Below are 24,539 nucleotides of genomic sequence, written 5' to 3' on the forward strand. Positions count from 1 at the left end.
GCACTGGACCACAAGCCGACGGAAAGCGCCCAACTGATCCTGAATTTATAAGGAAAGGCGATTTTATTCAGCATAGAATACTGTTCTTTTCTGTAAACCGCTCGGGAGAATCACTTGGCACTGGCAATCTTCGACCTGGATCACACCCTCTTGTCTGACGACAGTGACCACGCCTGGGGTCAGTATCTTGTCGATCAGGGCATCGTTGATCCGCAGACCCACAAGTACCGCAACGACGTTTTCTACGAGCAGTACAAGGCCGGTACGCTGAACATTCATGAGTACCTGAAATTTGCCCTGCAGCCACTGCTCGACAACTCACTCGAACAGATGCTGGAGCACCGTGAACGTTTCCTGTCAGAACGCATCCGGCCGCTGATTTCCCAGCAAGCCCGAGAGCTGGTGCAACTGCACAAGGATCAGGGCGACACCTTGCTGATCATCACCGCCACCAACGGTTTTATCACCTATCCGATTGCCGAAGAACTGGGTATTGAGCACATCATTGCACCCCATCCGGAAGTCATCAACGGCCAGTATACGGGCGGTATTGTTGGCATCCCGAGCTTCCAGGAAGGCAAGGTAACCCGCCTGATCGAGTGGCTCGGCGAACACGGCATCGGCATGAAAAACGCTTGGTTCTACAGCGACTCCCACAACGACCTGCCGCTGCTGCGACTGGTCAGCAACCCGGTGGCCGTTGATCCGGACCCCAAACTGGCGGCGGAAGCCAAACGGCTGGGCTGGCCGGTTATTTCGCTGCAGGGCTGATTGCGGAGTTCCTATGTCGTTGCGTATTGCCGGATTGCTGGTGCTGTCAGTCACGCTGGCCAGCTGTGGAGAAGACCAGCCGGAACCTCCCAAACTGGTGGCTCCGACCGAGGTCAGCCCGGCGTTGGCCAGGCTGGACAGCCAGCTGGAGCAGTTGAACGATCACCTGCTGCACAGTGCTGCCGACAGCTATTCCCAGGCCGATGCCAGCCTCGAAGTACTGGCCGGTTCGGTCAATCAGTTGCTCGACAGCCCGGATCCGATTGCCCTGGCAAATGCCCGTCAGGCCTGGCGCGAAGCCTATTCTGCCTGGCTCCGCAGTCGCCTTTACGGCTATCTGCCGATTACCGATCCGGTTGAATGGCAACGCGCAGGACAGGGCTACCAGACCCTGCTGATGCAGATCGACAGCTGGCCCATCGAAGGTGGTTACATCGACTACCTGCCAGACTATCCCAATACCGGTATCGTCAACGACCTGACCATCAATATCAGTCGTCAGACCTTGCTCGATCAGCACGGCTTGTCGGATCCATCGGCCGCCAGCCTCGGTTTTCACGTGGTTGAGTTCCTGCTGTGGGGCGCTGACGACAGTCGTCAGGCCAGTGACTTCCTGACACTGAGCCAACCAGCCGCAGCCACCACCGACACCACCCTGGTGCGCAACCAGCAACGCCGCCGCCAATACCTGCAACTGGTAGTCGAGATTCTGCGTCAGCAACTGGGTGAATTACAGCAACGCTGGCAAACCAGCGATGGTTATTACGCCCGCCTGCTGGCCGACACCAGTTCCACTGCCGCCGTCAATGCCGGGCTGATCGCCGCATATCAGCTGCTGCATAACGAACGCGAAAAAGACAGTGTCGGCAATCAGCGCAGCGAGTTCAGCCACAGTTCGGAAAGCGACCGTCAGGCGCTGTTACAAGGTTTGCAGTTGTGGCTGCTGGGAGAACCACAGGATCAGGGCGTGCTGCCAACGATCTTGCAGCAGCAGCCGGAATTACTGGCGCAGTGGCAACAGCAACTGGCCGATGAGGCGATCACCAATGCCTCGCTGCAGCAGCTCGATGAGCTGCTGCAACTGATGCGACAGACGGCAGCCCAACTGAAGTTGCAACTGCCGCATTAACGGGATTGGCGCGGCTTATCAGCGGGTTGGCAGCACCCGGCCAAACACCGCCTTGAGATAACGGGTTTCCGGAATCGCTGGCACCACAGGGTGGTCAGCGCCCTGGCCACCAACGTGCTGGATCACCACATCACGGTCCAGCTCGCGGCCCAGTGAACGCAGGATGTCCGGCAAGCGGTCTTCGCCCAGATGCATGGAGCAGGAACCGGCCACCAGCAAACCTTCACGATTGAGCAAGCGCATCGCCAGCTGGTTGAGGCGGTGATAGGCCTGTTCACCAGCCTTGATGTCCTTGCGACGCGGAATCAGCGCTGGCGGATCAACCACCACGATATCGAATTTTTCACCTTCGTCCTTGAGATTACGCAGCGCCTGGAAGGCATCGCCTTCCCAGCAATGCATCTTGTCGGCCACACCGTTCAAGGCCGCGTTCTGCTCAACCCAGTCGAGCGCCTGCGCCGAGGCATCAATACAATGCACTTCGGCGGCACCATGACGGGCAGCCTGCACGCCCCAGCCACCGATGTAGCTGAACACGTCAAGCACTCGCTTGCCTGCAACCAAACGATTCAGCACCGCACGGTTTTCCCGGTGGTCGTAGAACCAGCCGGTTTTCTGGCCTTCAATCACTGGCGCCATAAAACGGGTATCGTTTTCCACCAGCGGCGCGCAGTTGTCTTCCAGACCACCATGAACCACTTCAACGTATTCCGGCAGACCTTCAACCGCCCGCAACTTGCCGTCGTTTTTCAGTACCACACAATCCGGCTTGGCGACCTTGAGAATAGCATCAACGATTTCCTGCTTGAGGGTTTCCATCAGCACACTGGAAATCTGCACCACCACAATGGCACCAAAACGATCAACCACCAGCCCTGGCAGACCATCGCTGTCGCCATACACCCAACGGTAACAGCTGTGCGGATACCAGGCTTCACGGCCGCCCATGGCAACCTTGAGACGATGCACAATCAGCGAGGAATCCAGCAACTGGCTGCTGTCACGGCTGATCAGACGTGCGCAGATCAGTTGTTCCGGGCTCACGACGGCAGTCCCCAGCGCCTTGCCATTAGCCGCCTCGACCACCACTTGCTGACCGGCCGTCAGCTGCTTCAGTGGTGTCTGGGCAATATCAACTTCATTGCTGTAAACCCATAAATGGCCGGACTTGAGACGGCGCTCGCACTTGGCCTTGAGCCGGATGGTGGAAAGAGTGGCAGACATGGGCAACCTCGGGTGGGCAAATAGAAACAGCGGATAACACTGCAAACCGGCGATTATATCGACATCCGCCGGGGTCGGCGACGCTGACCAACAAATTGGACGTTATCGGCTACCAGTTACAGATTCTTAACTAGACTGAGTGAATTGTCAGATTATCTTCCACGTATTAAGGTAAGACCCATGTCCCAACCCCTGACTGATGATCAGATTCAGCGGATCCTTCAAGGTATCAAGATTCCACCACAGCCACAGATTCTGGTGGATTTGCAAATAGAACAGATCATGCCAGAGCCTGATCTGCAGCGTATCGCCGAGCTGATTCAACAAGACGTGGGACTCTCCGGCACCATTCTGAAAGTTGTTAACTCATCGTTTTTTGGTCTCAAAAACCGCATCACCTCAATCAACCAGGCGGTTAATCTGATCGGCATGTCCAGCGTTATTAACCTGGTTAACGGCCTGTCGATCAAAAGCCAGATGTCGGATGAAACCATCGTTAACATGAACCGCTTCTGGGACACCGCCACCGACATCGCCCAGGTCGCCACCCAGATTGCCAAGCAGGTCGGTTACCCAAACCCGGATATGGCTTATTTGCTGGGACTGTTCCACAACGCCGGTATCCCGCTGCTGATGAGCCGCTTCGACAACTACCTCGACATTATGGAGCGTTCCTACGCCCACCCGGACCATCGGGTCGTTGATGTTGAAAATGCCGAACTCGACACCAACCATGCGGTGATCGGCTATTACACCGCCAAGTCGTGGCATCTGCCGAAAATACTCTGTGATGTCATCGCCGAGCACCACAGTGCCAGCCGCTACTTTAACGCTGGCCACCAGAAAGATTCCGAAGCCAAGACCCTGCTGGCAATCCTGAAAATGGCCGAACACGTGTGCGGTAACTACCGGATTCTGGGCAAGCAGCAGGAAGATCGGGAATGGGAAATGATTGGCGAGGAAGTGCTGACCTACCTGGGACTGGGCAGCTACGACCTCGAACAGATGGAAGCCAACTTTGAGGAAATGGGCATCGGCTTCCGCAACTATCGCTGGTAACTCTGCCCTCAGCTGGGTTAGAGCCCCATCGCTGCCATCATCGCGTGTTGCTTGACCGGCAGCAGGCGATCGAACTGGCTCATGCCGATATTACGCAGTAAGCGCACGGCTGGCAGATCGGAAGCGAACAAACGCTTGAAGCTTTCCATCGCCGCCATGGTGGTGAGGTTATCGCTCTGACGCCGACGCTGGTAACGCGCCAACACCTGATCGTGGCCCGGTGAAATACCACGAGCCACGGCTTTGAGAATTTCTTCCGCCAGTACTTCGACATCCTTGAAGCCCAGATTCACCCCCTGACCCGCTAACGGGTGAATGGTATGGGCGGCATCACCCGCCAATACCACTCCGGCATTCCAGTAGTGTTTGGCGTGACGCTGACGCAACGGAATGCACTGACGTTCAGACACCTCAAGAATCTGTCCCAGCCGCCGCTCAAATGCGTCCCCTAACGCCTGACAGAATTGATCATCCGGCAAGGCCATCATGGCTTCGGCTTCCGCCGGCACCGTCGACCAGACAATGGAGGCCAGATGATCATCTCCGGCCAGCGGCAGCAATGCCAGCGGCCCCTCAGAGCGGAAACGCTGCCAGGCCGTTTGCTGCATTGGCTGTTCAGTACGAATCGTCGCCACAATGGCGTGATGCTGATAATCCCATTCACGGGTTGGAATGCCCACCCACTGACGCACGCGGGAATGAGCGCCATCGGCCCCGACCACTAATTGCGCCTGCAGCTGCTGACCATCGGCCAGTTGCAACGGCAGCCAACCATTGGCATCGCGATGATCAATCGACTGCAGTGCCAACGCAAACGGCTGGATGTTGCGGTGCAGGGCAACCGCCGCAGCCAGGCCGGCGAGGGTTTCGCGATTCTCAACGATATGACCCAGACAGGGAGCATGCAGATCGGCGGCATCAAACTCCACCTGACCAGTGCCTTCGCCATCCCATACCGTCATATGCTGATAGGGCTGCAAGCGTTGTGGACGAATGCCAGACCAGGCTCCGGCCCGCTCCAGCAACGCCTGACTGCGGGCGGTCAGGGCACTGACACGCAGATCATAGTCAGCCACCGCCGTTTGCCCGCCATCCGGTAAATCCAGCGAACAGGCCAGCGCCGGATCAATCAGCGCAATTCGCAGCTGCGAATCAGCCACCGCCAACGTCGCTGCCAGCGCCTGACCAACCAGACCAGCACCAACAATTGCAATATCAAACTGCATCAATCTTCTCCTGCTTGCGAGTACCCAGACGCGCAGCGCGCTGGCCCAGTCCCATCGCATGAAGGGTCAATAACCGCCGCGGCATAGTCAGGGTCGCCAGTCCCAGCAAGCCAAACGCACGTCCGGCAGCCACCAGATGACCCTGTCCGGCAAAAATCCGTGGCAGTAAGTCACTCGCCACCACGGTATTGCTCTGGTCACCTTGCTGGTGCTCCAGATAACGGCTGAGCGTGGCAATATCACCTAACGGCCGTGCCGCAAACCAGCTGTCCAACAGTCGTTCGGCCAGCGCTGCAGTGTCACGCAGCGCCAGGTTAAAGCCCTGACCGGCAACCGGATGCAAGCTGTGGGCTGCATTGCCCAGCAGTACCAGCCCACGCCGCACCTGTTCAGTACTGCGAACCAGTGCCAGTGGATAACTCTGACGGCTGCCGACTCGCTGAATACGGCCACAACGGTAACCAATCTGCGACTGCAACTGCTGCATGAAAACCTCGTCAGGGGCATTCAGCATGGCGTCGGCGCGTTCAGGATCAAGCGTCCAAACCACCGCAAAGTGGCGTTGATGCAAGGGCAGAAACGCCACCGGACCATGGTCACTGAAACGCTCGTAAGCCCAGTGGCCGTGGTCACGATCCATCTCGACCTGGGTGACAATGGCATGGCTGCCGTAATCTTTACGGATATGACGAATGCCCAGCTGTTCGGCCAGACCGGAGCGGGCACCATCGGCCATCACCAGTAAACGGCTGTGTAACACAGTGCCGTCCGCCAGAGTCAGGCAACTGCCTTCAGTGGTCATTTTGACACTGGTCACATCCGTTTCCGGCAACAGGGTCAGTCCTTCAAAACTGCCGAGCTGCTGCAGCAAGGCGCGCCCAAGCACGGCATTTTCGACGATATAGCCAAGCGCTACGGTGCCCTGTTCATGATGATGCAAATGAGTCTGGCCAAAACGGCCACGATCAGACACCTGGATATGTTCAATCGCGCAAGCCCGCTCAGCCAGAGCGTCCCAACACCCCATTTGTTCCAGCAACAAACGCGAGCCCCACGCCAGCGCGGTGGCACGGCCATCAAAACTGGGCGGACGGGTATGGGCTTCGGCATCCCAGGCAATTTGCTGACGGTCAAGCAGAGCGACTTTCATGCCAGCCTGCATGGCTGGCAGCAGCATGTGCACCAGACTGGCACCGGCCATACCGGCACCAATAATGACTACATCAAAGAGGGATTCAGATTCTGACATGCGGCTCACTACAACAGCGTGGGTTACAGCTTTTATCGAACAAGGCCGCCAATGTGAATTCCAATGGCGGCCGGGTCAAGCCAGAGGACGCTGCAGCTGCAACCGCCAGCGCTCTGGATCAAGTTTCCTGCCTACAGCTGCTGCTGACAGAGGGCTTCGATTTCCTCGACGCTTTTGGGTACCGCTCGGGTCAACACTTCACAGCCGTCTTCGCGCACCACGACGTCATCTTCGATACGAATACCAATGCCACGCCAGCGGGCTTCCACCGTTTCATCGTCCGGTGCGACGTACAGACCCGGCTCAACTGTCAGCACCATGCCACATTCCAGCATGCGCGGCTGGCCATCAACGCGGTATTCACCGACGTCATGGACGTCCATACCGAGCCAGTGACCGGTCTTGTGCATATAGAAGCGACGATAGTCACCGGCTTCAATGATGGCATCCACTTCACCTTGCAACAGGCCCAGTTCAACCAGACCGGTAACCAGTACTTTCAGCGCCGCGTCGTGGAATTCATTCCAGTGTTTGCCAGCATAGATATGCTCCATGGCGGCATATTGGGAATCCAGCACCAGCTGATAGAGCGCCTTCTGTTCCGGGCTGAAGCGGCCGTTAGCCGGGAAAGTCCGGGTAATGTCAGAGGCGTAGAAGTCGAGCTCACAACCGGCGTCGATCAGAATCAGGTCACCGTCCTGAATCTGCGCATCGTTGCGGGTGTAATGCAAAATACAGGCGTTTTCACCGGCCCCCACAATCGACGGATAGGCAGGCCAGCGGCTGCCTGCGGCCATAAAGGTGCGGGTCAGTTCGGCGTCGAGCTGATATTCATACATGCCGGGTTTGACCAGCTGCATGGCGCGACAATGGGCTTCAGCACTGATGTCTGCCGCCCGTTGCATTACGTCGATTTCAGCATCGGACTTGATCAGCCGCATTTCATGCAGAATATGGTCGAGACCACAGAATTCCCGTGGTGGCTGCGAGCCATTACGTACCTGCTTGCGGATGTGGTTCACCCAGCCCATCAGCTGGCCATCAAATTCCGGGCTGGTGCCGAGATTGGCGTAGATGCGATCCTTGCCTTCGATTAACCCTGGCAGAATGTCGTCGATGTCGGTAATCGGGAAAGCATCGTCACAACCCAGCACTGCCGGTGCGGCTTCCGGCCCCACCCGACGGCCCGTCCAGATTTCCTGTTCCTTGATCTTTTCCTGACAGAACAGCACGTATTCGCCGTGCTCACGACCAGGGATCAGTACCAGCACCGCGTGCTCTTCATCAAAGCCGGTGAGGTAATAGAAGTCGCTATCCTGACGGTAGAGGTATTCCACGTCGCGGTTACGCACATGGGTCGGCGACGACGGAATAATGGCAATGCTGTTGTCATTCAGCTGTGCCATCAGTTGTTGACGGCGACGCGGATATTCGGACGGGTCCAGTTTCATGGCTGTCTCCAGCGTAAACTCAATGCAGGGTGGTGTTGGTGCCTGAGGCAGAACGATTCATGCTGTAGAACACGGTCAGTGCAGCAATGCGGGCATGCTCAGCCAGTTCCAGATACATGGCTTCGTTAGACGGATCATTTTCGTCTTCCAGCTGCGCCTGCGAGAAAGCATCCAGATCGTTGAGCACTTCCAACACGTCTTTTGGCAACTGGCCAGCAGCACGTTCAGAAGCACCAAAGCCATCGAGGAAGCCCTTGCTCCACTCGGCCAGACATTCGACCTGTTCAACCACGTCAGACTCGTCGTCTTTTGGCAGCAATGGCGCATAAGCCATTTCTTCAGCTGAAATCGTTGCCAGCACGTCGTCGTAAAAATAACGCAAGGTTTGCACCAGTTGCTCGGATGGCTCTTCTTCCAGCTCCAGATAATCCAGCGCTTCGTTCATCCACTGGTTCTGGGTCAGTCGAGCACCACTCGACAGATAACCACTGAGCCAGCCGTGCAAGGCCGACGGTGACTGATAGCAACGGCTTTCCAGCCAGAGATCTGCCGTATTGGCAAAATCAATTTTCATAGCAACCCCAAGATAATCTGAACCGCTAGTCTAACATCGTCCAACCTGTCCTGGCTGCGTTTAAAACTTGTGCGGTAGCCAATTGACCATGCTGATAGCAGACTTTTATAGTAGGCGTCCCTTATAGACGTACCTGACTGTCTCATCATGGCTGCAAATGACTTGCTCAGCCTTCAGAACAAGATTCTGAAGTTGCTTGAAGTTCAGAAAGAACTCAGGGAAGAAAATCAGCGAATGCGCGCCGAAGAGGCCGAGTGGCAGGCTGAACGGGCCCAGCTCGTCCAGCAAAATGAGATTGCTCGCCGCAAGGTTCATGAAATGATTCAGAAACTGCAAGTCCTGGAGCGCAACTGTGGCCAATGAATCCACAACCCTGAACCTCAACATTCTGGAGCGGGATTACCGTATCAATTGTCCAGCCGGTGCCGAACCGCAACTGAAAGCGGCTGCCCGCTTGCTGGATGAAAAGATGACGGAAATAAAGAATGCCAGTACGGCGTCGGGCAAGGTTCCGGGTATCGACCGGATTGCGGTGATTGCAGCGCTCAACATCGCTCACCAGTTGCTGGAACTGCAGAGTGACCTGCAAAAACAGGAGCAGGTTGTCAGTCAGCTCAACCAGTTAATTGAACAAGCGCTCAATGAAACCATGCAAAGAGAGCTTTGAGTTTTTCAACTTGCCTATAACTTTGTTACTATAGCCAAACTCCCTGCTGCATTAGCCAGTCGATAAAGACCTCGAGCCGATGCATTTTACCCAGGGGCACTCCTCTCGCTGATGTGCGCATGTCCGTTTACGGAAAGCCTTATTCAGTGACAGGTGCTCCACCTTGAACCATTGGGTTCAAGGGCTTTCTCCGACAGCGGTGCAGCGGGGCTCCTTCCCGGAACCTGACATGAACAAACAGCAAATCCGTCAGCAAATGCGCCAACAACGTCGGCAGCTAAGCCGTCGGCAACGACTTCAGGCAGCCAGCGGTTTGCGTAACAGCGTGCTGCGTTCCGGTCTGCTGTTGCGTGGCAACAGTGCTGCCCTGTATCTGGTCAATGACGGCGAAATCGATACCCGCCCACTGATCCGACAAATTCAGTCGATGGGTAAACGTGTTTACCTGCCTGTCTTACACCCGTTAAAAGCCGGTCATCTGGTATTTATCGAATATCACCGCAATACCCGTATGCGGCAAAACCGTTTTGGTATTCCGGAACCGGATTTCCGTTATGGCAAACGCCTGTCAGCGGCTTTTATCAGTCATATCTTTATGCCACTGGTAGCCTTTGATGAAGCCGGACACCGTCTTGGCATGGGTGGCGGTTTTTACGACCGAACCCTGGCATTCACCCGTAACGCCGGTCATAAACCACGACTGACAGGTTGTGCTCATGAATTTCAAAAGTTATCTGCGATTCCTGCAGAGAGCTGGGATATTCCTTTATCCGCAATTGCTACCGATGTAACCCTGCGAATATTCTGATGCTCCAGCAGGAGCATTAATCAGATTCAGCGAATTGTATTCTCGGAAGCCAGTGATGTTGATGGTCTTGGATTCTCGTTGACTGTCATGCCGGTAATCGCGGCACCCAAAATAACAATCAAACTAACAAAGACCAGTAAATCCGGCTTTTTCATTCTAAAAGTGACTCCAGCTAGGCTCTACTCTTGCTTTCGTGGCTCATAGCCAACGAGGCTTATTGTGTACTCAGCCTGAGCAAGTTTTCTGCCATCCTGATCACAATTCGTGACAGCTGGATTAAACCTTGCCAATCGCACCAAAGCGGGACGAAAACAGCCGCGTATACGCCTCAATTGAGACCACTAAACCGCAACTTCGATCCATCGTCTCACAGAGAAGCCAGACAAATATCTGACGCAGGCCAGATTAAATATCCTAACCCATTGCTACAAGTGCAATTTCGGGTCACAGATCAATAAATATGGAGGTCTGCGCGCTGCTTTGGTGCCGATTTAAAGTTCTTTACATAGCACCATTCTGAATCACTTCTCTGAAGAAGCAGGCGCCAATATGGTCGTCAGGCGTTTGGCCAGATGTTGATACAGACGCTGGCGCTTGACCGGTTCTTCATTGACCAAATGATGATGGCCGCCTTCCAGCATCATGACTTCCAGGTCTCTGAACAGGGATTGATAACACGGCAGATTGTGTTGCCAGTCGACGGTTTCATCAGCGCTGCCCTGCACCAGCAAAACCGGAAATGCCATCGGTGGCTGGCGTTCAATCCAGCCGATCCAGCGTTTCAGAGCCGTTACCCAACGGACGCTCAGATATCTAGCCTGCAATGGATCCATGGTCGCCAGAAAGCGGGAAAATTCCGGGTTATTACCATTGAGAGAAAAATGCCGCTTCAGTCGTTTCAGAAACGGATGCGCCACCGTGTGTAGCCAGCGGCCGGTACTCCAGCCACGCGGCCTCAGCAGTGGCGCCAATAACCAGACATCCTTCACCGGACAGCTGTTCGCCTGAGGACGGTCATGCAGCAACCAGGTCGCCAGTGTCGCACCACCAGTACTTTGCCCGACAACGATCCAGGGCAATTCAGGAAGTTGCTGCTGGCCGTGTTCGAACAGCTGTACGAAGACCTTGCGGTAGGTATCAAAATCATCAATCGAAGCCTGCTCACCGGATGACAGGCCATGGCCAGGCAAATCAAACGCCAGCACATTCAGGCGCTGCTGCAGGGCAAAGTCGATCAGACTGCCATACAGCCCGACGTGATCGTAATAGCCATGCACCATTAACAGGTTGCCTCTGGCACCCTCAACGCGCCACTGCTGAACCGCCAGTTGATAGCCTTCAACATCCAGTCGATACATCTGATGCTGCCGCCCGGCTGTGATTTCTGGCAAGCGATAAAATCGGCGATATTCTGCCAGCAAGCTGGCTGAATCGGCGGTCACCGGATCAGCCAATGCCAGCAGACTGTTTTTGAGTGAAGTGGCCATCCAGCCAACAGAAGAATCAGACACCAGCCAACATCCAGAATCAGGGGGACGAAATAATTGTGCGGCCGGGCCGCGGTGAACTCAACCTGAATGCAGCAGCAAAGCCGCACAGGAATGGCTCTGATATAGATCGTAAAATTCAAATCTGGTTTCTTCACCAAGATCGAACACTTGATAGAATTCGGCGGTCAGAGACCAAATTCGTTATATCAGTATTCCGCTTTACATAATTCAAGCCATAAAAACCCCGATTACAAAAGTTTCAAAAGCAGCGTTTAGTTTCATAACCGGCGCAAGACTTCAGCACAGCCAACAGATTGATAGACTGCCCGGCCCATAATAATCACAACCTGTCGAGCGTCTTTATGAATACTTCCGAAGCCGTAGTCCTGCACGATCAACGCGAAGTCAAAATCGTTCTTTTGATGGCTGCGTTCGTTATCCTGATGGCGACTTTCTTTAACCAGCTGCCAGGCGGCATGATTGGCGCTCTGGGTGCCATGGTTATTGTGGGTTTTATTCTGAATTATCTCGGTGACCGTACGCCGATCATCAACCAGTTCTTTGGCGGTGGTGCCATCGTGGTTATTTTTGGTTCGTCCTGGTTATTCCACAGCGGCCTGATCGAAGGCGGTATCGAAAAGCAGATCACGACCTTCACCAAAAGCGGTGGTTTCCTGTCGTTCTATGTCGCCAGCCTGGTCACTGGCTCAATTCTGGGAATGAGCACGGCCACGCTGAAAAAAGCGGCGCTGAAGTACATCCCGGTTATCCTTGGTGCCGTCGCTATTTCATTCCTGTTTGCCGGTGTCATCGGCCTGTTTTTCGGCAAGAACCTGTTTGAATCCCTGATGCTGATTGCCCTGCCAATCATGGGTGGCGGCATGGGTGCCGGTGCAGTGCCATTGGTCGAGATCATGTCGGGTCGCACCGGTATGGACGCAGCCAGCCTGATGTCGCAGATGGTGCCAGCCCTGGCGATAGCCAACGCCATTGCCATTGTGGTCGCCGGTTTGCTGCACAAACTGGGACAGCTGAAACCAGAATGGACCGGTAACGGTGACCTGATTCGTGGTGAAGCCGCGGTTGCAACCGAAGATGCCCACAAGGATCGTCTCGACGTCAACAAGCTGGGCATTGGTGCCCTGATTGCTATCAGCATGTTTTTCCTCGGCACCCTGCTGTCCAACGTGATCAGCATGCACGCTTATGCGCTGATGATTCTGTCGATTGCGCTGATCAAGGTTTCCGGCCTGATGCCTGAGCGACTGGAGCAAGCGGCCCATGCCTGGTACAGCTTTGTGGTTGGCAACCTGACTCCGGCACTGCTGGTTGGTATTGGCGTCGCCTACACCGACCTCAACCAGATCATGGATGCACTGTCGCCAATGTATTTTGTGATGGTATTTGCCACTGTGATTGGTGCTGCACTGGGAGCCGGTATTGTTGGCCGCCTGATGGGGTTCTACCCGATTGAATCGGCTATTACCGGTGGCCTCTGCATGGCCAATATGGGCGGCACTGGCGACGTTGCCGTACTGGCTGCCAGCAAGCGCATGAAGCTGATGCCTTTCGCCCAGATTTCCTCGCGTATCGGCGGGGCCTTTATGCTGATTCTGGCCACCTTCGCAATCCAGTTGCTGGCCTGATTCAGCCCCTGCTGGCGCCGTGGGCTCTCGCTGAGAGCCCAGCTCCTCTATACTGGCTGGTATTCGCCCGTGGCCGCCAATACCATGACCCTGAAATCCTATCTGACAGCCATTATCCTGCTCACCATCACCCTGGTGATGCTGATCTCTGGCGGGTTGCTGGTGGTGGTTACCAAGCAGACCTATCTCGACGGCGTCAGTCAACGCGGTATCGAGTTGGCCCAAGTTCTGGCTAATGATCGTCAGGTGATTAATGCCATCACCGCGTCCAACGCCTTGTCCGGCAAGACATCCGACAGCAGCAAGACCAGTAAACCGGTCTCCCTGCAGGACTACATCGAAGCCATTCGTGCAACGACCAACGCTTCCTATATTGTGGTGACCAATCGCCAGGGCATCCGCCTCAGCCATCCCATGCCGGAACGGATCGGCCGACAATTTATCGGCGCCGACATCTGGCCAACGCTGCAACAGGGCCTGACCCGCACCACCGAAGCCACCGGCTCACTGGGCTCGGCGATTCGCAACTTCGCTCCTGTCTACGCTGCGGACTCGGCCCGCTTGCCGGCCGATATTATTGGCGCGGTCAGTATTGGTTACCTTGAACAGTCCGTGGCCGAGCTGTTGTTCAACTATTACCTTGAAGCCGTTATCTGGCTCGGGCTGGTCTACCTGTTGGCGGTCATGCTGACCCTGCTGCTGCTGAGCAAGCTCAAACGCACCTTTCTGCAATACGAACCAGAGGACATTGTTCAGCGCTTCAAGGAATACAGCCTGCTGCTTAACAGCATTCGTGAAGGCATTATCGCGATCGACCGTGAGCACCGGATTACCGCCATTAACGATGCTGCCGGTTATTGGCTGGCACCGGAGCAAAGTCACCCGCAACTGATTGGCAAACCGCTGCAGGAGCTGTCGCAAGGCTTGTCGTTGTTATTGGTCGCCAGCCTCAGCAACCAGCACAAACATGCCATCTCACTGGGCGACCAGAGCTTTGCCGTGACCCTGTATCCGCTCAAGCGCCAGGCCGCTGGCTCCGGCTTTCTGATTGTGCTGAATCACCAGCAGGATATGTCCGAACTCGAGCACAAGCTGGCCACCACCACGGCGTACGCCCGCCAGTTACGCACCCGTACCCACGAACATATCAACAAGCTCAATGTGTTGTCCGGGCTGTTGCAAGCGGATAACACCACAGCGGCAATTGAGTACCTGCAACGCGAAAGTGACCAGCACCAGCATCTGCTTGGTGCGCTGGTCAAAAGCATTGAAAACAGTCCGGTGGCAGCCATGTTGCTGGCCAAGTACAACACCGCGCAAGAGCAGCAAATCGGTTTTGTTCTGGATGAAGACAGCCAGCTCGGCCACTACAGCCAAAGCATCAACGATGACCTGATCACTCTGTTAGGCAACCTGATCGACAATGCCTTCGACGCCGCGCTCAACAACCCTGCCTGCAAGCCGCATATCGGTGTGTTTATCAGCGACCGCACCAACTTCATCATGATAACCGTTGAAGACAGCGGCAGCGGCGTTGATGAAAAAATCGCCAACCGTATCTACGACCTTGGTGTCAGCGCCAAAAGCGCCGCCGCCGAACACGGCGTCGGCCTCTATTTGGTGAGCCGTGTCGTCCATAGCTACAATGGCAGCATCGACTGGGAGCGTGGTGACAACACCACGGTCTTCAGCGTGTATCTGGACAAGCACGAGCTACCGCTATGAGCCAATATTCCGTACTGATCGTTGAAGACGACTCGCAAGCGAGCTACACCCTTGAGCAAACCATCAATCAGCATCCGCTCTTTCGGGTGGTAGCAGCGGCTGAATCCGTCACCGAAGCGCAGCAATTGCTGAGCCTTCAACCGGATCTGGTGTTTCTCGATATCAGCCTGCCGGATGGCAGTGGCATGACTTTTTTGCGTGAGATTCGCCAGCTCGATTTGAATACAGCCGTGATTATCACGACCGCCGAACGGGATTCTGCCACCGTCGCCCAGGCCATCCAGTTTGGCGTCAATGACTATCTGGTCAAGCCGCTGCGACTGTCGCGGGTACATCAGGCCCTCGATGATCTGGCCGATTTCAGGTCACAGCTGGGCTCCGCCAGTCAGGTTGACCAGCTGCAAATTGATGAATTGATGCGCAAAAACAGGTCACAGGAGAAGCAGCGCAGCACTCCCAAAGGCATCGACGCCAACACCTTGCAACGCCTGATCGACGATATCCAGCAACGCCGTGCACCATTTTCAGCCCAGGAAATCGGTGATCAGCTGGAACTCAGCCGCATTACCGCCCGCCGTTATCTGGAATATCTGGAACAGCAAGGCATGGTCAGAATGACGCTGGACTACAATACCGGCGGCCGACCGAAGCAGCTTTATCATCTAACACCATCGAACTGAACAGGACCGGAATTACCACCTAGTGCCGCTGGCAAGGCATGCCTTGTCCCTACGAAAAATCCAAAGATTACAGAGAGTAGACCATCTCGAACTCTACTGGGCCAGAGCTGCTGTGTTCCTGGAACACACAACCCGGTTAAAGCCAGAGCAATAAAAAAGGACGCCGAAGCGTCCTTTTCCATACTCTTGAGTAATCCGGAGATTACAGAGAGTAGTACATGTCGAACTCTACTGGGCAAGTAGTGTGTTCCATGCGATAAACGTCTTCCATCTTCAGATCGATGTAAGCATCGATCATGTCCTGAGTGAACACGCCACCTTCGGTCAGGAAGGCGCTATCAGCTTTCAGGCTGTCCAGAGCTTCACGCAGAGAACCACAAACCTGTGGAATCAGCGCAGCTTCTTCTGGCTCCAGATCGTACAGGTCTTTATCAGCTGCATCGCCAGGGTGGATCTTGTTCTTAACGCCGTCGATACCAGCCATCAGCATTGCTGCGAAAGCCAGGTATGGGTTGGCCATTGGATCCGGGAAGCGAGCTTCGATACGCTTGCCCTTAGGAGAAGCAACGTAAGGAATACGGATAGAAGCAGAACGGTTACGGGCAGAGTATGCCAGCATCACTGGAGCTTCGAAGCCTGGGATCAGACGCTTGTAGCTGTTAGTGGATGGGTTGGTGAACGCGTTCAGAGCTTTAGCGTGCTTGATGATACCGCCAATGTAGTACAGGGCAGTTTCAGACAGACCAGCATAGCCATCGCCAGCGAACTGGTTTTCGCCGTCTTTCCAGAAAGACTGGTGAACGTGCATACCAGAACCGTTGTCACCAACGATTGGCTTAGGCATGAAGGTAGCAGTTTTGCCGTAGGCAGCAGCAACGTTGTGAACAACGTACTTCAGCATCTGCACTTCGTCAGCCTTCTTGACCAGAGTGTTGAACTTGACGCCGATTTCGTTCTGACCAGCGTTAGCCACTTCGTGGTGGTGAACTTCAACATCCAGACCGATTGCCATCAGGGTGTTACACATGGCAGCACGGATGTCGTGGTGAGAGTCAACTGGTGGAACCGGGAAGTAACCGCCTTTAACGCGTGGACGGTGACCCAGGTTGCCACCTTCCATCACTTCTTCAGTTGCCCAGGCACCTTCTGAAGAGTTGATCTTGCTGAAAGAACCCTGCATGTCCTGACCCCAACGTACGTCGTCGAACATGAAGAATTCTGGCTCAGGACCGAAGAAAGCAGTGTCGCCCAGACCAGTGGACTGCAGGAACGCTTCAGCACGCTTGGCAACAGAACGTGGGTCACGCTCGTAACCCTGCATGGTGCTAGGTTCGATGATGTCACAACGCAAAATCAGGGTAGCGTCTTCAGTGAACGGATCCAGGAAAGCGGTGGTGTCATCTGGCATCAGGATCATGTCAGACTCGTTAATGCCTTTCCAACCAGCGATAGAAGAACCGTCGAACATTTGTCCGGTTTCGAAGAAGTCTTCATTCACGTAAGAAGCAGGAATGGTAACGTGCTGTTCTTTACCCTTGGTGTCAGTGAAGCGCAGGTCAACCCACTTCACATCATTTTCTTTGATCAGGTTCAGAGTGTTCTCTGACATTGTATTTTCTCCAGATGCAGGTTCAATTCCGATAAATGGGGTCCTACCCCGGCTTACCTTGCCCGAAAAGGGAGCAAGAGCTGTGCCAGCAGTGCACCGCCTTGCAGCCTAGGAAAATCAAGCTATAAAAGCGGCCCCAATCATCAATTTGCACAATAATAGTGCCAGATCGCTAAAAAGGCGCCATATTAGTGCGTCAATTCCTTGCTATCCGACTACCGTTAGGCAGCGTGCCCATTATAGGTTCAAGTGCTTCATTTCAGGAATGGGCCAGCACAAAAATAGCGCCGACAGGTATGCCAAATTGACATCCCCCATTCACGATACTTCAGGTATAATCGCCCGCCAATTTGTACAAACTTTAACCAAGGCATTCAGTGTGATCGACAATCTCAGAAACATCGCCATCATTGCCCACGTTGACCATGGTAAAACTACCCTGGTCGACAAGCTGCTGGAACAGTCCGGTACGCTTGAGCGCAACCAGGGTGGCGAGCGAGTCATGGACTCGAACGACCAGGAAAAAGAACGTGGTATTACCATTCTGGCGAAAAACACCGCCATCAAATGGAACGACTACCGTATCAACATCGTCGACACCCCTGGACACGCTGACTTCGGTGGCGAAGTTGAACGTGTAATGTCCATGGTTGACTCGGTTTGTCTGTTGGTTGATGCGGTTGATGGCCCAATGCCACAAACCCGTTTCGTAACCCAGAAAGCCTTTGAGCGCGGCCTGCGTCCGATCGTTGTTATCAACAAGATCGACCGTCCGGGTGCTCGTCCAGACTGGGTAATGGACGAAATTTTCGACCTGTTCGACCGCCTTGGTGCCACTGAAGAACAGCTCGACTTCCCGGTTGTTTACGCTTCTGCCCTGAACGGTATTGCCGGTCTGGATCCTGAAGCCATGGCTGACGACATGTCACCGCTGTTCCAGATGATCGTTGATCACGTTCAGCCACCAGCCGTTGAGCTGGACGGCCCGTTCCAGATGCAGGTTTCGGCACTGGACTACGACAGCTTCGTTGGTGTTATCGGTGTTGGCCGTATCACCCGCGGCAAGCTGAAGCCAGGTACTGATATCCAGCTGATCGACCTCGAAGGCAAGATTCGCAAGGGTCGTATCCAGCAGGTTAAGGGCTTCCACGGCCTCAACCGTGTGGATGTAGAAGAAGCGACTGCTGGTGACATCGTTTGTATCTCCGGTGTTGACGGCCTGAACATCTCTGACACCCTGTGTGCTGTTGGTAATGTTGAAGCCCTGCCACCACTGTCTGTGGATGAGCCAACCGTTTCCATGACCTTCCAGGTCAACGACTCGCCATTCGCTGGTAAGGAAGGCAAGTACGTTACTTCCCGCAACATCAAGGACCGTCTGGATCAGGAACTGATCCACAACGTGGCCCTGCGTGTTGAGCCAGGTGACAGCCCTGAGAAATTCAAGGTTTCCGGTCGTGGTGAACTGCACTTGTCTGTGCTGATCGAGACCATGCGTCGCGAAGGCTTCGAAATGGCCATCGGCAAGCCTGAAGTTGTTCAGCGTGAAATCGACGGCGTGCTGCAAGAACCTTACGAGCAGGTGGTGATCGACGTTGAAGAAGAGCACCAGGGTTCCATCATGGAAGAGATGGGTAACCGTCGCGCCGAGATGACCAACATGGTACCGGATGGCAAAGGCCGTGTACGTCTGGAGTTTATCGCTCCTGCACGTGGTCTGATCGGCTTCCGTGGCCTGTTCCTGACCCTGACTTCCGGTTCCGGCATCCTGACCAACGTGTTCGACCACTACGGTCCAATCCAGACCAGCCTGGGCGCAACCCGCCACAACGGCGTACTGGTTTCCATGGTGGCTGGCAAGGCACTGGGCTACGCCCTGTTCACCCTGCAGGAACGTGGTCGTCTGTTTATCGGTCCTCAGACTGAAGTGTACGAAGGCATGATCGTCGGTCTGCACAGCCGCGACAACGACCTGGTGGTAAACCCAACCAAGGCCAAGCAGCTGACCAACGTACGTGCTTCCGGTACTGACGAAGCGATCGTACTGACTCCGCCAGTACGTCACACGCTGGAACAGGCACTGGAATTCATCGAAGACGACGAACTGGTGGAAGTAACACCTACCAGCATCCGTCTGCGCAAGAAACTGCTGACTGAAAACGAGCGTAAGCGTTCCAAGCCGAAAAAGGCCTGATCGCCCCACGCTGTTGGATGACTGAAAAAGCCCGGTAATAACCGGGCTTTTTTGTGTCCAGACTCCAGCTTATTCAGTCACAGACAGATCCGCAGGCACCACGTACAGGCGGTCGCCGTCAATGGTGTTGCTGTCGAGCATCTTCTGCTCCAGCTCACCATCGGTTGACCAGGTAGCAAAGTCATCGTCGTTGAGTACGCCGAGGGTGTTTTCATCAATCACCCACAGACCTTCCATCTTGTCGTGCGGGTAGTTCACCTCAGCGACCATATCCACCACCAGTGACTTGGTTACCGGCACAATGCCGTACCCGGTCAGCGTGCTCCAGTCGCCATCGGCCAGTACCTGCTGTTCCAGGGTGTTGCCGTTAATCAGCAGACCGAGGTCAGCATCCTGAGTCAGCGCCGCATCACTGGTATCTATTGCTTCAAGGTCGGTCGCCGCGCTGATATCAATCCGGTAGACATGTTTCATGGCATCCGGAGTGGCGCCTTCAGTGCCGTTCGGGCCGCCATAGAGGAAGCTGCCATCACGTTCGATCAGGATAAATTCATGAGCGCTTAACGCCATCAGCTCGGAGTTGGAGTTGGCGTTCTTTTCCTGCTGGTAGAGATACTGGCTGACCGCACCGGTTTCCAGGTTAACGCTGACAATCCGGGTGATGTCGAGGCTGCGAACCGCTTTGGTTGGCAGGTCCATGGTCGACTGCATGATACCGAACAGGGTCTTTTCATCCGGTGTAATGGCCAGGCCTTCCATACCACGGTTGGCACGGCGATAGGCAAACTCGGCTGGCAGGGTGTAGCTATTGCGGTCGTCGTTGGCGAATGGGTTGATACGGCCAATTTCAACGCCTTCGGAGTTGAAGTGCACCATGTGCGGGCCGTATTCGTCCGATACCCAGAAACTGCCGTCGCTCAATACCACCAGACCTTCAGGGTCGAGGCCATAGTCATCCAGTTTGAGCGGGTTAGTGTCAGCGTCATAGGGCAGGCTATCATCTTCCAGAATCGGGCTGCCGTCTGCATGGTATGGGGTTTCACCAGTGCCACCCAGGTCGGAACTGTTTGGCAAACCCGTGATGGCAGTGCCGTCCGGGCGTTTCATCAGGGTTTCACTCACCAGCGTAATGGCACCTGCGGAGCTGATTTCAAACAGACCCAGTCGAGGGGTGTAATCCGGCACCGGGAATTTTTTGCCGGAACCATAATCGCCGCTGAAAACCGCATTCGGGCCACGGTCAGTGATGGCGTAAAAACGGTTGGGATTCTTTGGATCACGGAACATCGCTGAGCCATAACCGCCATTGCGAACTTCAAAGGTCGAACCGGTATTATGATCGATCAGATCATTGCTCAGCACGCTGTAAGGCAGGAATACGCCTTCGGCGGGGAAGTCTTCAACAAAGTGCTGTGTTGCAGACTTGTTATTATCGTCGCTGCCACAACCAGTCAGGATGGCAGCAGTCATCAGGGTAGCCAGCAGGCTCTTTTGCGGGGACATCATGTTTCCTTGCTTATTATGGAAGGGCGGGAAGCCCAACCGGTAGCGCAGAGAAAACAGATTCCCGACAACGAATACCCTGGTCAGGCATCCCTGCCTGGACAAAAAAGAGTCAAACGGTGGCGAGCTTAGGAGCTGTCGGTGACGTTAATGTGTCAGATATAAGTACGATATCTGACACATTATTACTATTGCCTGCTTACAAACTACACATTAACAGCCTGTTAGAGCAGCTGGCCCTGAATCACCCCCAGCGTCTGCTCGGCAATCTCCAGCTCCTCATAGGTTGGCACCACCAACAGCTGGATCTTGCTTTCCGGCAGATGCACCGAACGAATGCTCTGCTGATCCCAGTTATCTTTTTCCATATCCACCAGCAAGCCCAGACTCTCTGCCAGGCCAACACAAATGCGCTCACGCAGGTAAGCCGAGTGCTCGCCAATCCCACCGGTAAAGACAATGGCGTCGACATGGCCCAGCACCGCCGCATAGGCACCGATGTATTTACGGATCCGGTAAGCAAACAGCGACAGCGCCTTTTCCGACCAATAATCACCGCCTTTGGCATCGGCAATGACAGTACGAACATCGTTGGCACCACAGAGCCCCTTGAGGCCGCTCTGCTTGTTCACCAGCGCATCAAGCTGGTCAATATCCAGCCCCAGCTGACGGGCCAGATAAAAGATAATCGCCGGGTCCATATCGCCGCTGCGGGTGCCCATCACCAGCCCTTCCAGCGGTGTCATGCCCATGGAAGTATCGACACTCTGGCCCTTTTCAATGGCACAGGCGCTGGCACCGTTGCCCAGATGCATGGTGATCAGATTGAGCTGCTCGAGCGGCTTGCCAATAAAAGCCGCCGCCTGTTTGGCGACGTAATAGTGAGAGGTGCCATGAAAACCATAGCGGCGCACCTGATGCTGTTCATAGAACTCATGCGGCAACGCGTACAGATAGGCTTTTTCCGGGATAGTCTGGTGGAAGGCGGTATCAAACACAGCGACCTGCGGCACTTCTGCGGCCTGTGCCATGGCGGTTTCGATACCCGCCAGGTTAGCCGGGTTATGCAGTGGTGCCAGCGGAATCAGCTGGCGAATGGTGTCGATCACCGGCTGGTCAATCAGGGTCGGCAGCCGGAAGGCTTCGCCACCATGCACGACTCTGTGGCCGATTCCATCCAGTTCATGAAAGCTGCTCAGCACGCCACTTTGCTGCAGCAATTCCGCCATCAGGGTCAGCCCGGCCTGATGATCGGCAATCGGCTGCTGGCGCTCGATGGCTTCCCCTTCAGCGGTGGATAACTTGCCATGGCCGCTGGCTTCGCCGATTTGTTCAATCAAGCCGCTGGCCAGCGACTGTCGGCTGTCCATCTCAAACAGGCCAAACTTGATCGACGAACTGCCACTGTTCAAAACCAGAATTTTCATCACTCGGCTCCTTGTGCCTGAATCGCGGTAATCGCCACGGTGTTGACAATATCCTCGACCAGACAGCCCCGGCTGAGATCGTTGATCGGCCGTTTCAGGCCCTGCAGTACCGGGCCGATGGCGATGGCATTGGCGCTGCGCTGCACCGCCTTGTAGGTGTTGTTGCCGGTATTGAGGTCTGGGAACACCAGCACCGTGGCCTGTCCTGCCACCGGGCTGTTCGGCAATTTCTGTCTGGCCACCGAAGGTTCGACGGCGGCGTCGTACTGAATCGGCCCTTCAATCACCAGCTCAGGAGCCATCTCACGGGCAATACGGGTCGCTTCGCGGACCTTTTCAACTTCCGCCCCGCTGCCGGAACTGCCGGTGGAATACGACAACATGGCGACTCTTGGTTCGATGCCAAACTGGCGCGCGGTCTGGGCTGAGCTGACGGCGATCTGTGCCAGCTGCGCGGCGTCCGGGTTCTGGTTCACGGCACAGTCGCCATACACCAGCACCTGATTTTCCAGACACATCAGGAACACACTCGACACCACCGAAATGCCCGGCAGGGTTTTGACAATTTGCAGTGCCGGGCGAATGGTGTCAGCGGTGGTATGGCTGGCTCCCGAAACCATGCCGTCGGCCAGATTGTTGTACACCAGCATGGTGCCGAAATAGCTGATGTGTTCCATCGCATCGGTGGCGGCCTCCAGCGTCAGCCCACGCTCCTTGCGCAGCTGGTAAAACTGCTCGCTGAACTGTGCTTTTAACGGCGAGGTTTTTGGATCAATGATTTGCGCCCCACTGAGATCCAGCTGCAGCAGCGAGCACTGGTGCCCAATGTCGTCCGGGTTACCGAGCAGGATCAGCTCCACCACCTGGCGGTTGAGCAGAATTTCGGCAGCCCGCAGGATGCGCTCGTCGGCAGTTTCCGGCAGCACAATGCGCTTGCGATCACGGTGGGCCCGCTCAAACAGCTGATATTCGAACATGATTGGCGTCATCACCTGCGACCGCACCCGGTCAAAACGGCTTTCCAGCTGTTCGGCATCCACGTGACGGGCGAACAAGCCGAGCGCCTGCGCCAGCTTGCGGGTGCGCTCCGGGGTGATTTGCGCGGCCACCTGTTTCACCTGCGCCGCAGTGGTAAAGGTATCGCTCCAGGTGGTCAGTACCGGCAATGGAAACAGTGCTTCCAGCCCTTCCAGCAGACCGGCTACCGCGCCTTGCTGCAATTCCCCACCAGTCAACAACAGCCCGGCAATGGTCGGCAGGTTGCGGGCATGAATGGCAGCAAAACAGGCGAGAATCAGGTCGCTGCGATCGACCGAGGTAATCACCAGATCACCGTCCTGCACGGTTGGCAGGAAACGGTCGAGGGTCATGTCCGCCACCAGCGTACGTTGTACCGTACGGCCACGACTCTGATCGTTATTGAAGACCGAGTTGCAGTTCAGCGCCGCTTCGACTTCGGCAATGGTGGGAGTATCCAGCTCGGCCAGTTCCGGCAACAAATAGAGCGGCGGCGTCATGTTTGCCAGCCCGGCTTGTAACTGCTCGCTCACCTCAGGGCTGAGGCGATTGGCGAAGCTGGCGAAATGGGTACAGCCGTGCTGACGGATCACTTCGCTTTCCATCCGCACCGCTTCCGCCACTTGTGCAGCGCTGCGGTCACGGCCGTTAATAATCGACACCAGTGGTGAGCCCAGATGGCGCGCCAGCTGCAAGTTCAGATCCTGCTCCAGCGCGGAAGAAAAACTGGCGCGGCTGAGACCTTCAATCAAGACGAACTCAGCGTTTTGCTGCAGCGCCCGGAATTTGCGAATGACCCCTTCCACCAGCTCATGGGAACGGCCTTCGGCGATCAGGGTTTCGGCGTCTTCACGGCGATACGCCCAGCAATCGTCGCAATCCAGCTGCAGCTGGAAATGCCTTAACACACAATCGAGATCGGCATCGCGCTTGCCGTTCTGATCGACGATTGGGCGGAAGAAAGCCACCCGGCTGTAGCGGCGTTTTAACAGTTCCATCATACCCAGCGTCACAATCAGACTACCGGCGTATTTTTCCAGTGAAGCGATATACAAACTCTGTGATTCCATGGCGTGCTCCCAATGCCCGA

21 protein-coding genes and 1 other RNA gene are annotated in these 24,539 nt (G+C 55.3%); 11 read left to right on the forward strand and 11 right to left on the reverse strand.

Annotated elements, in window-relative coordinates; genetic code table 11:
• Window positions 1-114 precede the first annotated feature (114 nt).
• Window positions 115-771, forward strand: coding sequence for a histidinol-phosphatase (locus K6123_RS00635; RefSeq protein WP_221793112.1), 657 nt, complete (start codon window positions 115-117; stop codon window positions 769-771).
• Between the two features lie 13 nt (window positions 772-784).
• Window positions 785-1,900 carry an imelysin family protein gene (locus K6123_RS00640; RefSeq protein ID WP_221793114.1) on the forward strand — a complete coding sequence of 372 codons (1,116 nt, stop codon included), beginning with the start codon at window positions 785-787 and terminating at the stop codon, window positions 1,898-1,900.
• Window positions 1,901-1,918: 18 nt separating this feature from the next.
• On the opposite strand, the gene K6123_RS00645 is transcribed toward K6123_RS00640, so the two are convergent.
• Window positions 1,919-3,124: a class I SAM-dependent rRNA methyltransferase gene (locus tag K6123_RS00645; RefSeq protein ID WP_221793116.1), complete on the reverse strand. Its 1,206-nt coding sequence runs from the start codon at window positions 3,122-3,124 to the stop codon at window positions 1,919-1,921.
• A gap of 180 nt (window positions 3,125-3,304) precedes the next feature.
• Here K6123_RS00645 and K6123_RS00650 point away from each other — a divergent pair, with 180 nt between their 5' ends.
• Entirely contained in the window at window positions 3,305-4,183 is an 879-nt protein-coding gene (locus K6123_RS00650) for an HDOD domain-containing protein (protein WP_221793117.1), read from the forward strand.
• 17 nt (window positions 4,184-4,200) lie between these two features.
• On the opposite strand, the gene K6123_RS00655 is transcribed toward K6123_RS00650, so the two are convergent.
• The 4 genes from K6123_RS00655 to K6123_RS00670 form a co-directional block, all read right to left on the reverse strand.
• Entirely contained in the window at window positions 4,201-5,409 is a 1,209-nt protein-coding gene (locus K6123_RS00655; protein ID WP_221793119.1) for a UbiH/UbiF/VisC/COQ6 family ubiquinone biosynthesis hydroxylase, read from the reverse strand.
• Complete coding sequence (ubiH, locus tag K6123_RS00660; RefSeq protein ID WP_221793120.1) at window positions 5,399-6,658, reverse strand: 2-octaprenyl-6-methoxyphenyl hydroxylase; 1,260 nt, start codon at window positions 6,656-6,658, stop codon at window positions 5,399-5,401. The genes K6123_RS00655 and ubiH overlap by 11 nt, the downstream gene beginning before the upstream one ends.
• 131 nt (window positions 6,659-6,789) lie before the next feature.
• Complete coding sequence (gene pepP / locus K6123_RS00665) at window positions 6,790-8,109, reverse strand: Xaa-Pro aminopeptidase (protein WP_221793122.1); 1,320 nt, start codon at window positions 8,107-8,109, stop codon at window positions 6,790-6,792.
• Between the two features lie 19 nt (window positions 8,110-8,128).
• Window positions 8,129-8,683 (reverse strand): UPF0149 family protein, encoded by a 555-nt coding sequence (locus K6123_RS00670; protein ID WP_221793124.1) that lies wholly within the window; start codon window positions 8,681-8,683, stop codon window positions 8,129-8,131.
• Between the two features lie 147 nt (window positions 8,684-8,830).
• Between K6123_RS00670 and K6123_RS00675 the strand changes: the two genes are divergently transcribed.
• From K6123_RS00675 to K6123_RS00690, 4 genes are all read left to right on the forward strand, one after another.
• Complete coding sequence (locus tag K6123_RS00675) at window positions 8,831-9,046, forward strand: DUF904 domain-containing protein (protein WP_221793126.1); 216 nt, start codon at window positions 8,831-8,833, stop codon at window positions 9,044-9,046.
• Window positions 9,036-9,350 (forward strand): cell division protein ZapA, encoded by a 315-nt coding sequence (locus K6123_RS00680; RefSeq protein WP_221793128.1) that lies wholly within the window; start codon window positions 9,036-9,038, stop codon window positions 9,348-9,350. The genes K6123_RS00675 and K6123_RS00680 overlap by 11 nt, the downstream gene beginning before the upstream one ends.
• 37 nt (window positions 9,351-9,387) lie before the next feature.
• Window positions 9,388-9,565: non-coding RNA, 6S RNA (gene ssrS, locus K6123_RS00685), on the forward strand.
• 14 nt (window positions 9,566-9,579) lie between these two features.
• Entirely contained in the window at window positions 9,580-10,158 is a 579-nt protein-coding gene (locus K6123_RS00690; RefSeq protein WP_221793130.1) for a 5-formyltetrahydrofolate cyclo-ligase, read from the forward strand.
• Between the two features lie 26 nt (window positions 10,159-10,184).
• Here K6123_RS00690 and K6123_RS23350 read toward each other — a convergent pair whose 3' ends face one another.
• Together K6123_RS23350 and K6123_RS00695 are read right to left on the reverse strand one after the other, a co-directional pair.
• On the reverse strand, window positions 10,185-10,313 hold the full coding sequence (locus K6123_RS23350; RefSeq protein ID WP_281423876.1) for a hypothetical protein: 129 nt from the start codon (window positions 10,311-10,313) through the stop codon (window positions 10,185-10,187).
• Window positions 10,314-10,679: 366 nt separating this feature from the next.
• The gene (locus K6123_RS00695; protein ID WP_221793132.1) at window positions 10,680-11,669 is read right to left on the reverse strand and encodes an alpha/beta hydrolase; all 990 of its coding nucleotides are present in this window, start codon (window positions 11,667-11,669) and stop codon (window positions 10,680-10,682) included.
• A gap of 341 nt (window positions 11,670-12,010) precedes the next feature.
• Between K6123_RS00695 and K6123_RS00700 the strand changes: the two genes are divergently transcribed.
• The 3 genes from K6123_RS00700 to K6123_RS00710 all read left to right on the forward strand — a co-directional run bounded on the left by K6123_RS00700 (window position 12,011) and on the right by K6123_RS00710 (window position 15,699).
• Window positions 12,011-13,294 (forward strand): 2-hydroxycarboxylate transporter family protein, encoded by a 1,284-nt coding sequence (locus K6123_RS00700; RefSeq protein WP_221793134.1) that lies wholly within the window; start codon window positions 12,011-12,013, stop codon window positions 13,292-13,294.
• 69 nt (window positions 13,295-13,363) lie between these two features.
• Window positions 13,364-15,019 (forward strand): sensor histidine kinase, encoded by a 1,656-nt coding sequence (locus K6123_RS00705; RefSeq protein WP_343223936.1) that lies wholly within the window; start codon window positions 13,364-13,366, stop codon window positions 15,017-15,019.
• On the forward strand, window positions 15,016-15,699 hold the full coding sequence (locus K6123_RS00710) for a response regulator (protein ID WP_221793136.1): 684 nt from the start codon (window positions 15,016-15,018) through the stop codon (window positions 15,697-15,699). Before K6123_RS00705 ends, K6123_RS00710 begins: the two co-directional genes overlap by 4 nt.
• Window positions 15,700-15,901: 202 nt before the next feature.
• Here the strand turns inward: K6123_RS00710 and glnA are convergent, their stop codons facing one another.
• On the reverse strand, window positions 15,902-17,308 hold the full coding sequence (glnA, locus tag K6123_RS00715) for a glutamate--ammonia ligase (RefSeq protein ID WP_221793139.1): 1,407 nt from the start codon (window positions 17,306-17,308) through the stop codon (window positions 15,902-15,904).
• 379 nt (window positions 17,309-17,687) lie between these two features.
• Between glnA and typA the strand changes: the two genes are divergently transcribed.
• Window positions 17,688-19,502: a translational GTPase TypA gene (gene typA, locus K6123_RS00720; protein ID WP_221793141.1), complete on the forward strand. Its 1,815-nt coding sequence runs from the start codon at window positions 17,688-17,690 to the stop codon at window positions 19,500-19,502.
• A gap of 69 nt (window positions 19,503-19,571) precedes the next feature.
• Here the strand turns inward: typA and K6123_RS00725 are convergent, their stop codons facing one another.
• The 3 genes from K6123_RS00725 to pta form a co-directional block, all read right to left on the reverse strand.
• Complete coding sequence (locus tag K6123_RS00725; RefSeq protein ID WP_246624546.1) at window positions 19,572-21,008, reverse strand: esterase-like activity of phytase family protein; 1,437 nt, start codon at window positions 21,006-21,008, stop codon at window positions 19,572-19,574.
• Window positions 21,009-21,229: 221 nt separating this feature from the next.
• Entirely contained in the window at window positions 21,230-22,432 is a 1,203-nt protein-coding gene (locus K6123_RS00730; protein WP_221793143.1) for an acetate/propionate family kinase, read from the reverse strand.
• Window positions 22,432-24,519 (reverse strand): phosphate acetyltransferase, encoded by a 2,088-nt coding sequence (gene pta, locus K6123_RS00735; protein WP_221793145.1) that lies wholly within the window; start codon window positions 24,517-24,519, stop codon window positions 22,432-22,434. The genes K6123_RS00730 and pta overlap by 1 nt, the downstream gene beginning before the upstream one ends.
• Window positions 24,520-24,539 lie beyond the last annotated feature (20 nt).

Source organism: Oceanobacter mangrovi (genome assembly GCF_019740315.1).
Taxonomy (GTDB): domain Bacteria; phylum Pseudomonadota; class Gammaproteobacteria; order Pseudomonadales; family Oceanobacteraceae; genus Oceanobacter; species Oceanobacter mangrovi.

What these genes read in the sequence shown, in the direction of transcription:
- K6123_RS00640 (WP_221793114.1), top strand. Translation starts at nt 785, where the DNA reads ATGTCGTTGCGTATTGCCGGATTGCTGGTGCTGTCAGTCACGCTGGCC.
- K6123_RS00645 (WP_221793116.1), bottom strand. Translation starts at nt 3,124, where the DNA reads ATGTCTGCCACTCTTTCCACCATCCGGCTCAAGGCCAAGTGCGAGCGC.
- K6123_RS00650 (WP_221793117.1), top strand. Translation starts at nt 3,305, where the DNA reads ATGTCCCAACCCCTGACTGATGATCAGATTCAGCGGATCCTTCAAGGT.
- K6123_RS00655 (WP_221793119.1), bottom strand. Translation starts at nt 5,409, where the DNA reads ATGCAGTTTGATATTGCAATTGTTGGTGCTGGTCTGGTTGGTCAGGCG.
- ubiH (WP_221793120.1), bottom strand. Translation starts at nt 6,658, where the DNA reads ATGTCAGAATCTGAATCCCTCTTTGATGTAGTCATTATTGGTGCCGGT.
- pepP (WP_221793122.1), bottom strand. Translation starts at nt 8,109, where the DNA reads ATGAAACTGGACCCGTCCGAATATCCGCGTCGCCGTCAACAACTGATG.
- K6123_RS00670 (WP_221793124.1), bottom strand. Translation starts at nt 8,683, where the DNA reads ATGAAAATTGATTTTGCCAATACGGCAGATCTCTGGCTGGAAAGCCGT.
- K6123_RS00675 (WP_221793126.1), top strand. Translation starts at nt 8,831, where the DNA reads ATGGCTGCAAATGACTTGCTCAGCCTTCAGAACAAGATTCTGAAGTTG.
- K6123_RS00690 (WP_221793130.1), top strand. Translation starts at nt 9,580, where the DNA reads ATGAACAAACAGCAAATCCGTCAGCAAATGCGCCAACAACGTCGGCAG.
- K6123_RS23350 (WP_281423876.1), bottom strand. Translation starts at nt 10,313, where the DNA reads ATGAAAAAGCCGGATTTACTGGTCTTTGTTAGTTTGATTGTTATTTTG.
- K6123_RS00700 (WP_221793134.1), top strand. Translation starts at nt 12,011, where the DNA reads ATGAATACTTCCGAAGCCGTAGTCCTGCACGATCAACGCGAAGTCAAA.
- K6123_RS00710 (WP_221793136.1), top strand. Translation starts at nt 15,016, where the DNA reads ATGAGCCAATATTCCGTACTGATCGTTGAAGACGACTCGCAAGCGAGC.
- glnA (WP_221793139.1), bottom strand. Translation starts at nt 17,308, where the DNA reads ATGTCAGAGAACACTCTGAACCTGATCAAAGAAAATGATGTGAAGTGG.
- K6123_RS00725 (WP_246624546.1), bottom strand. Translation starts at nt 21,008, where the DNA reads ATGATGTCCCCGCAAAAGAGCCTGCTGGCTACCCTGATGACTGCTGCC.
- K6123_RS00730 (WP_221793143.1), bottom strand. Translation starts at nt 22,432, where the DNA reads ATGAAAATTCTGGTTTTGAACAGTGGCAGTTCGTCGATCAAGTTTGGC.
- pta (WP_221793145.1), bottom strand. Translation starts at nt 24,519, where the DNA reads ATGGAATCACAGAGTTTGTATATCGCTTCACTGGAAAAATACGCCGGT.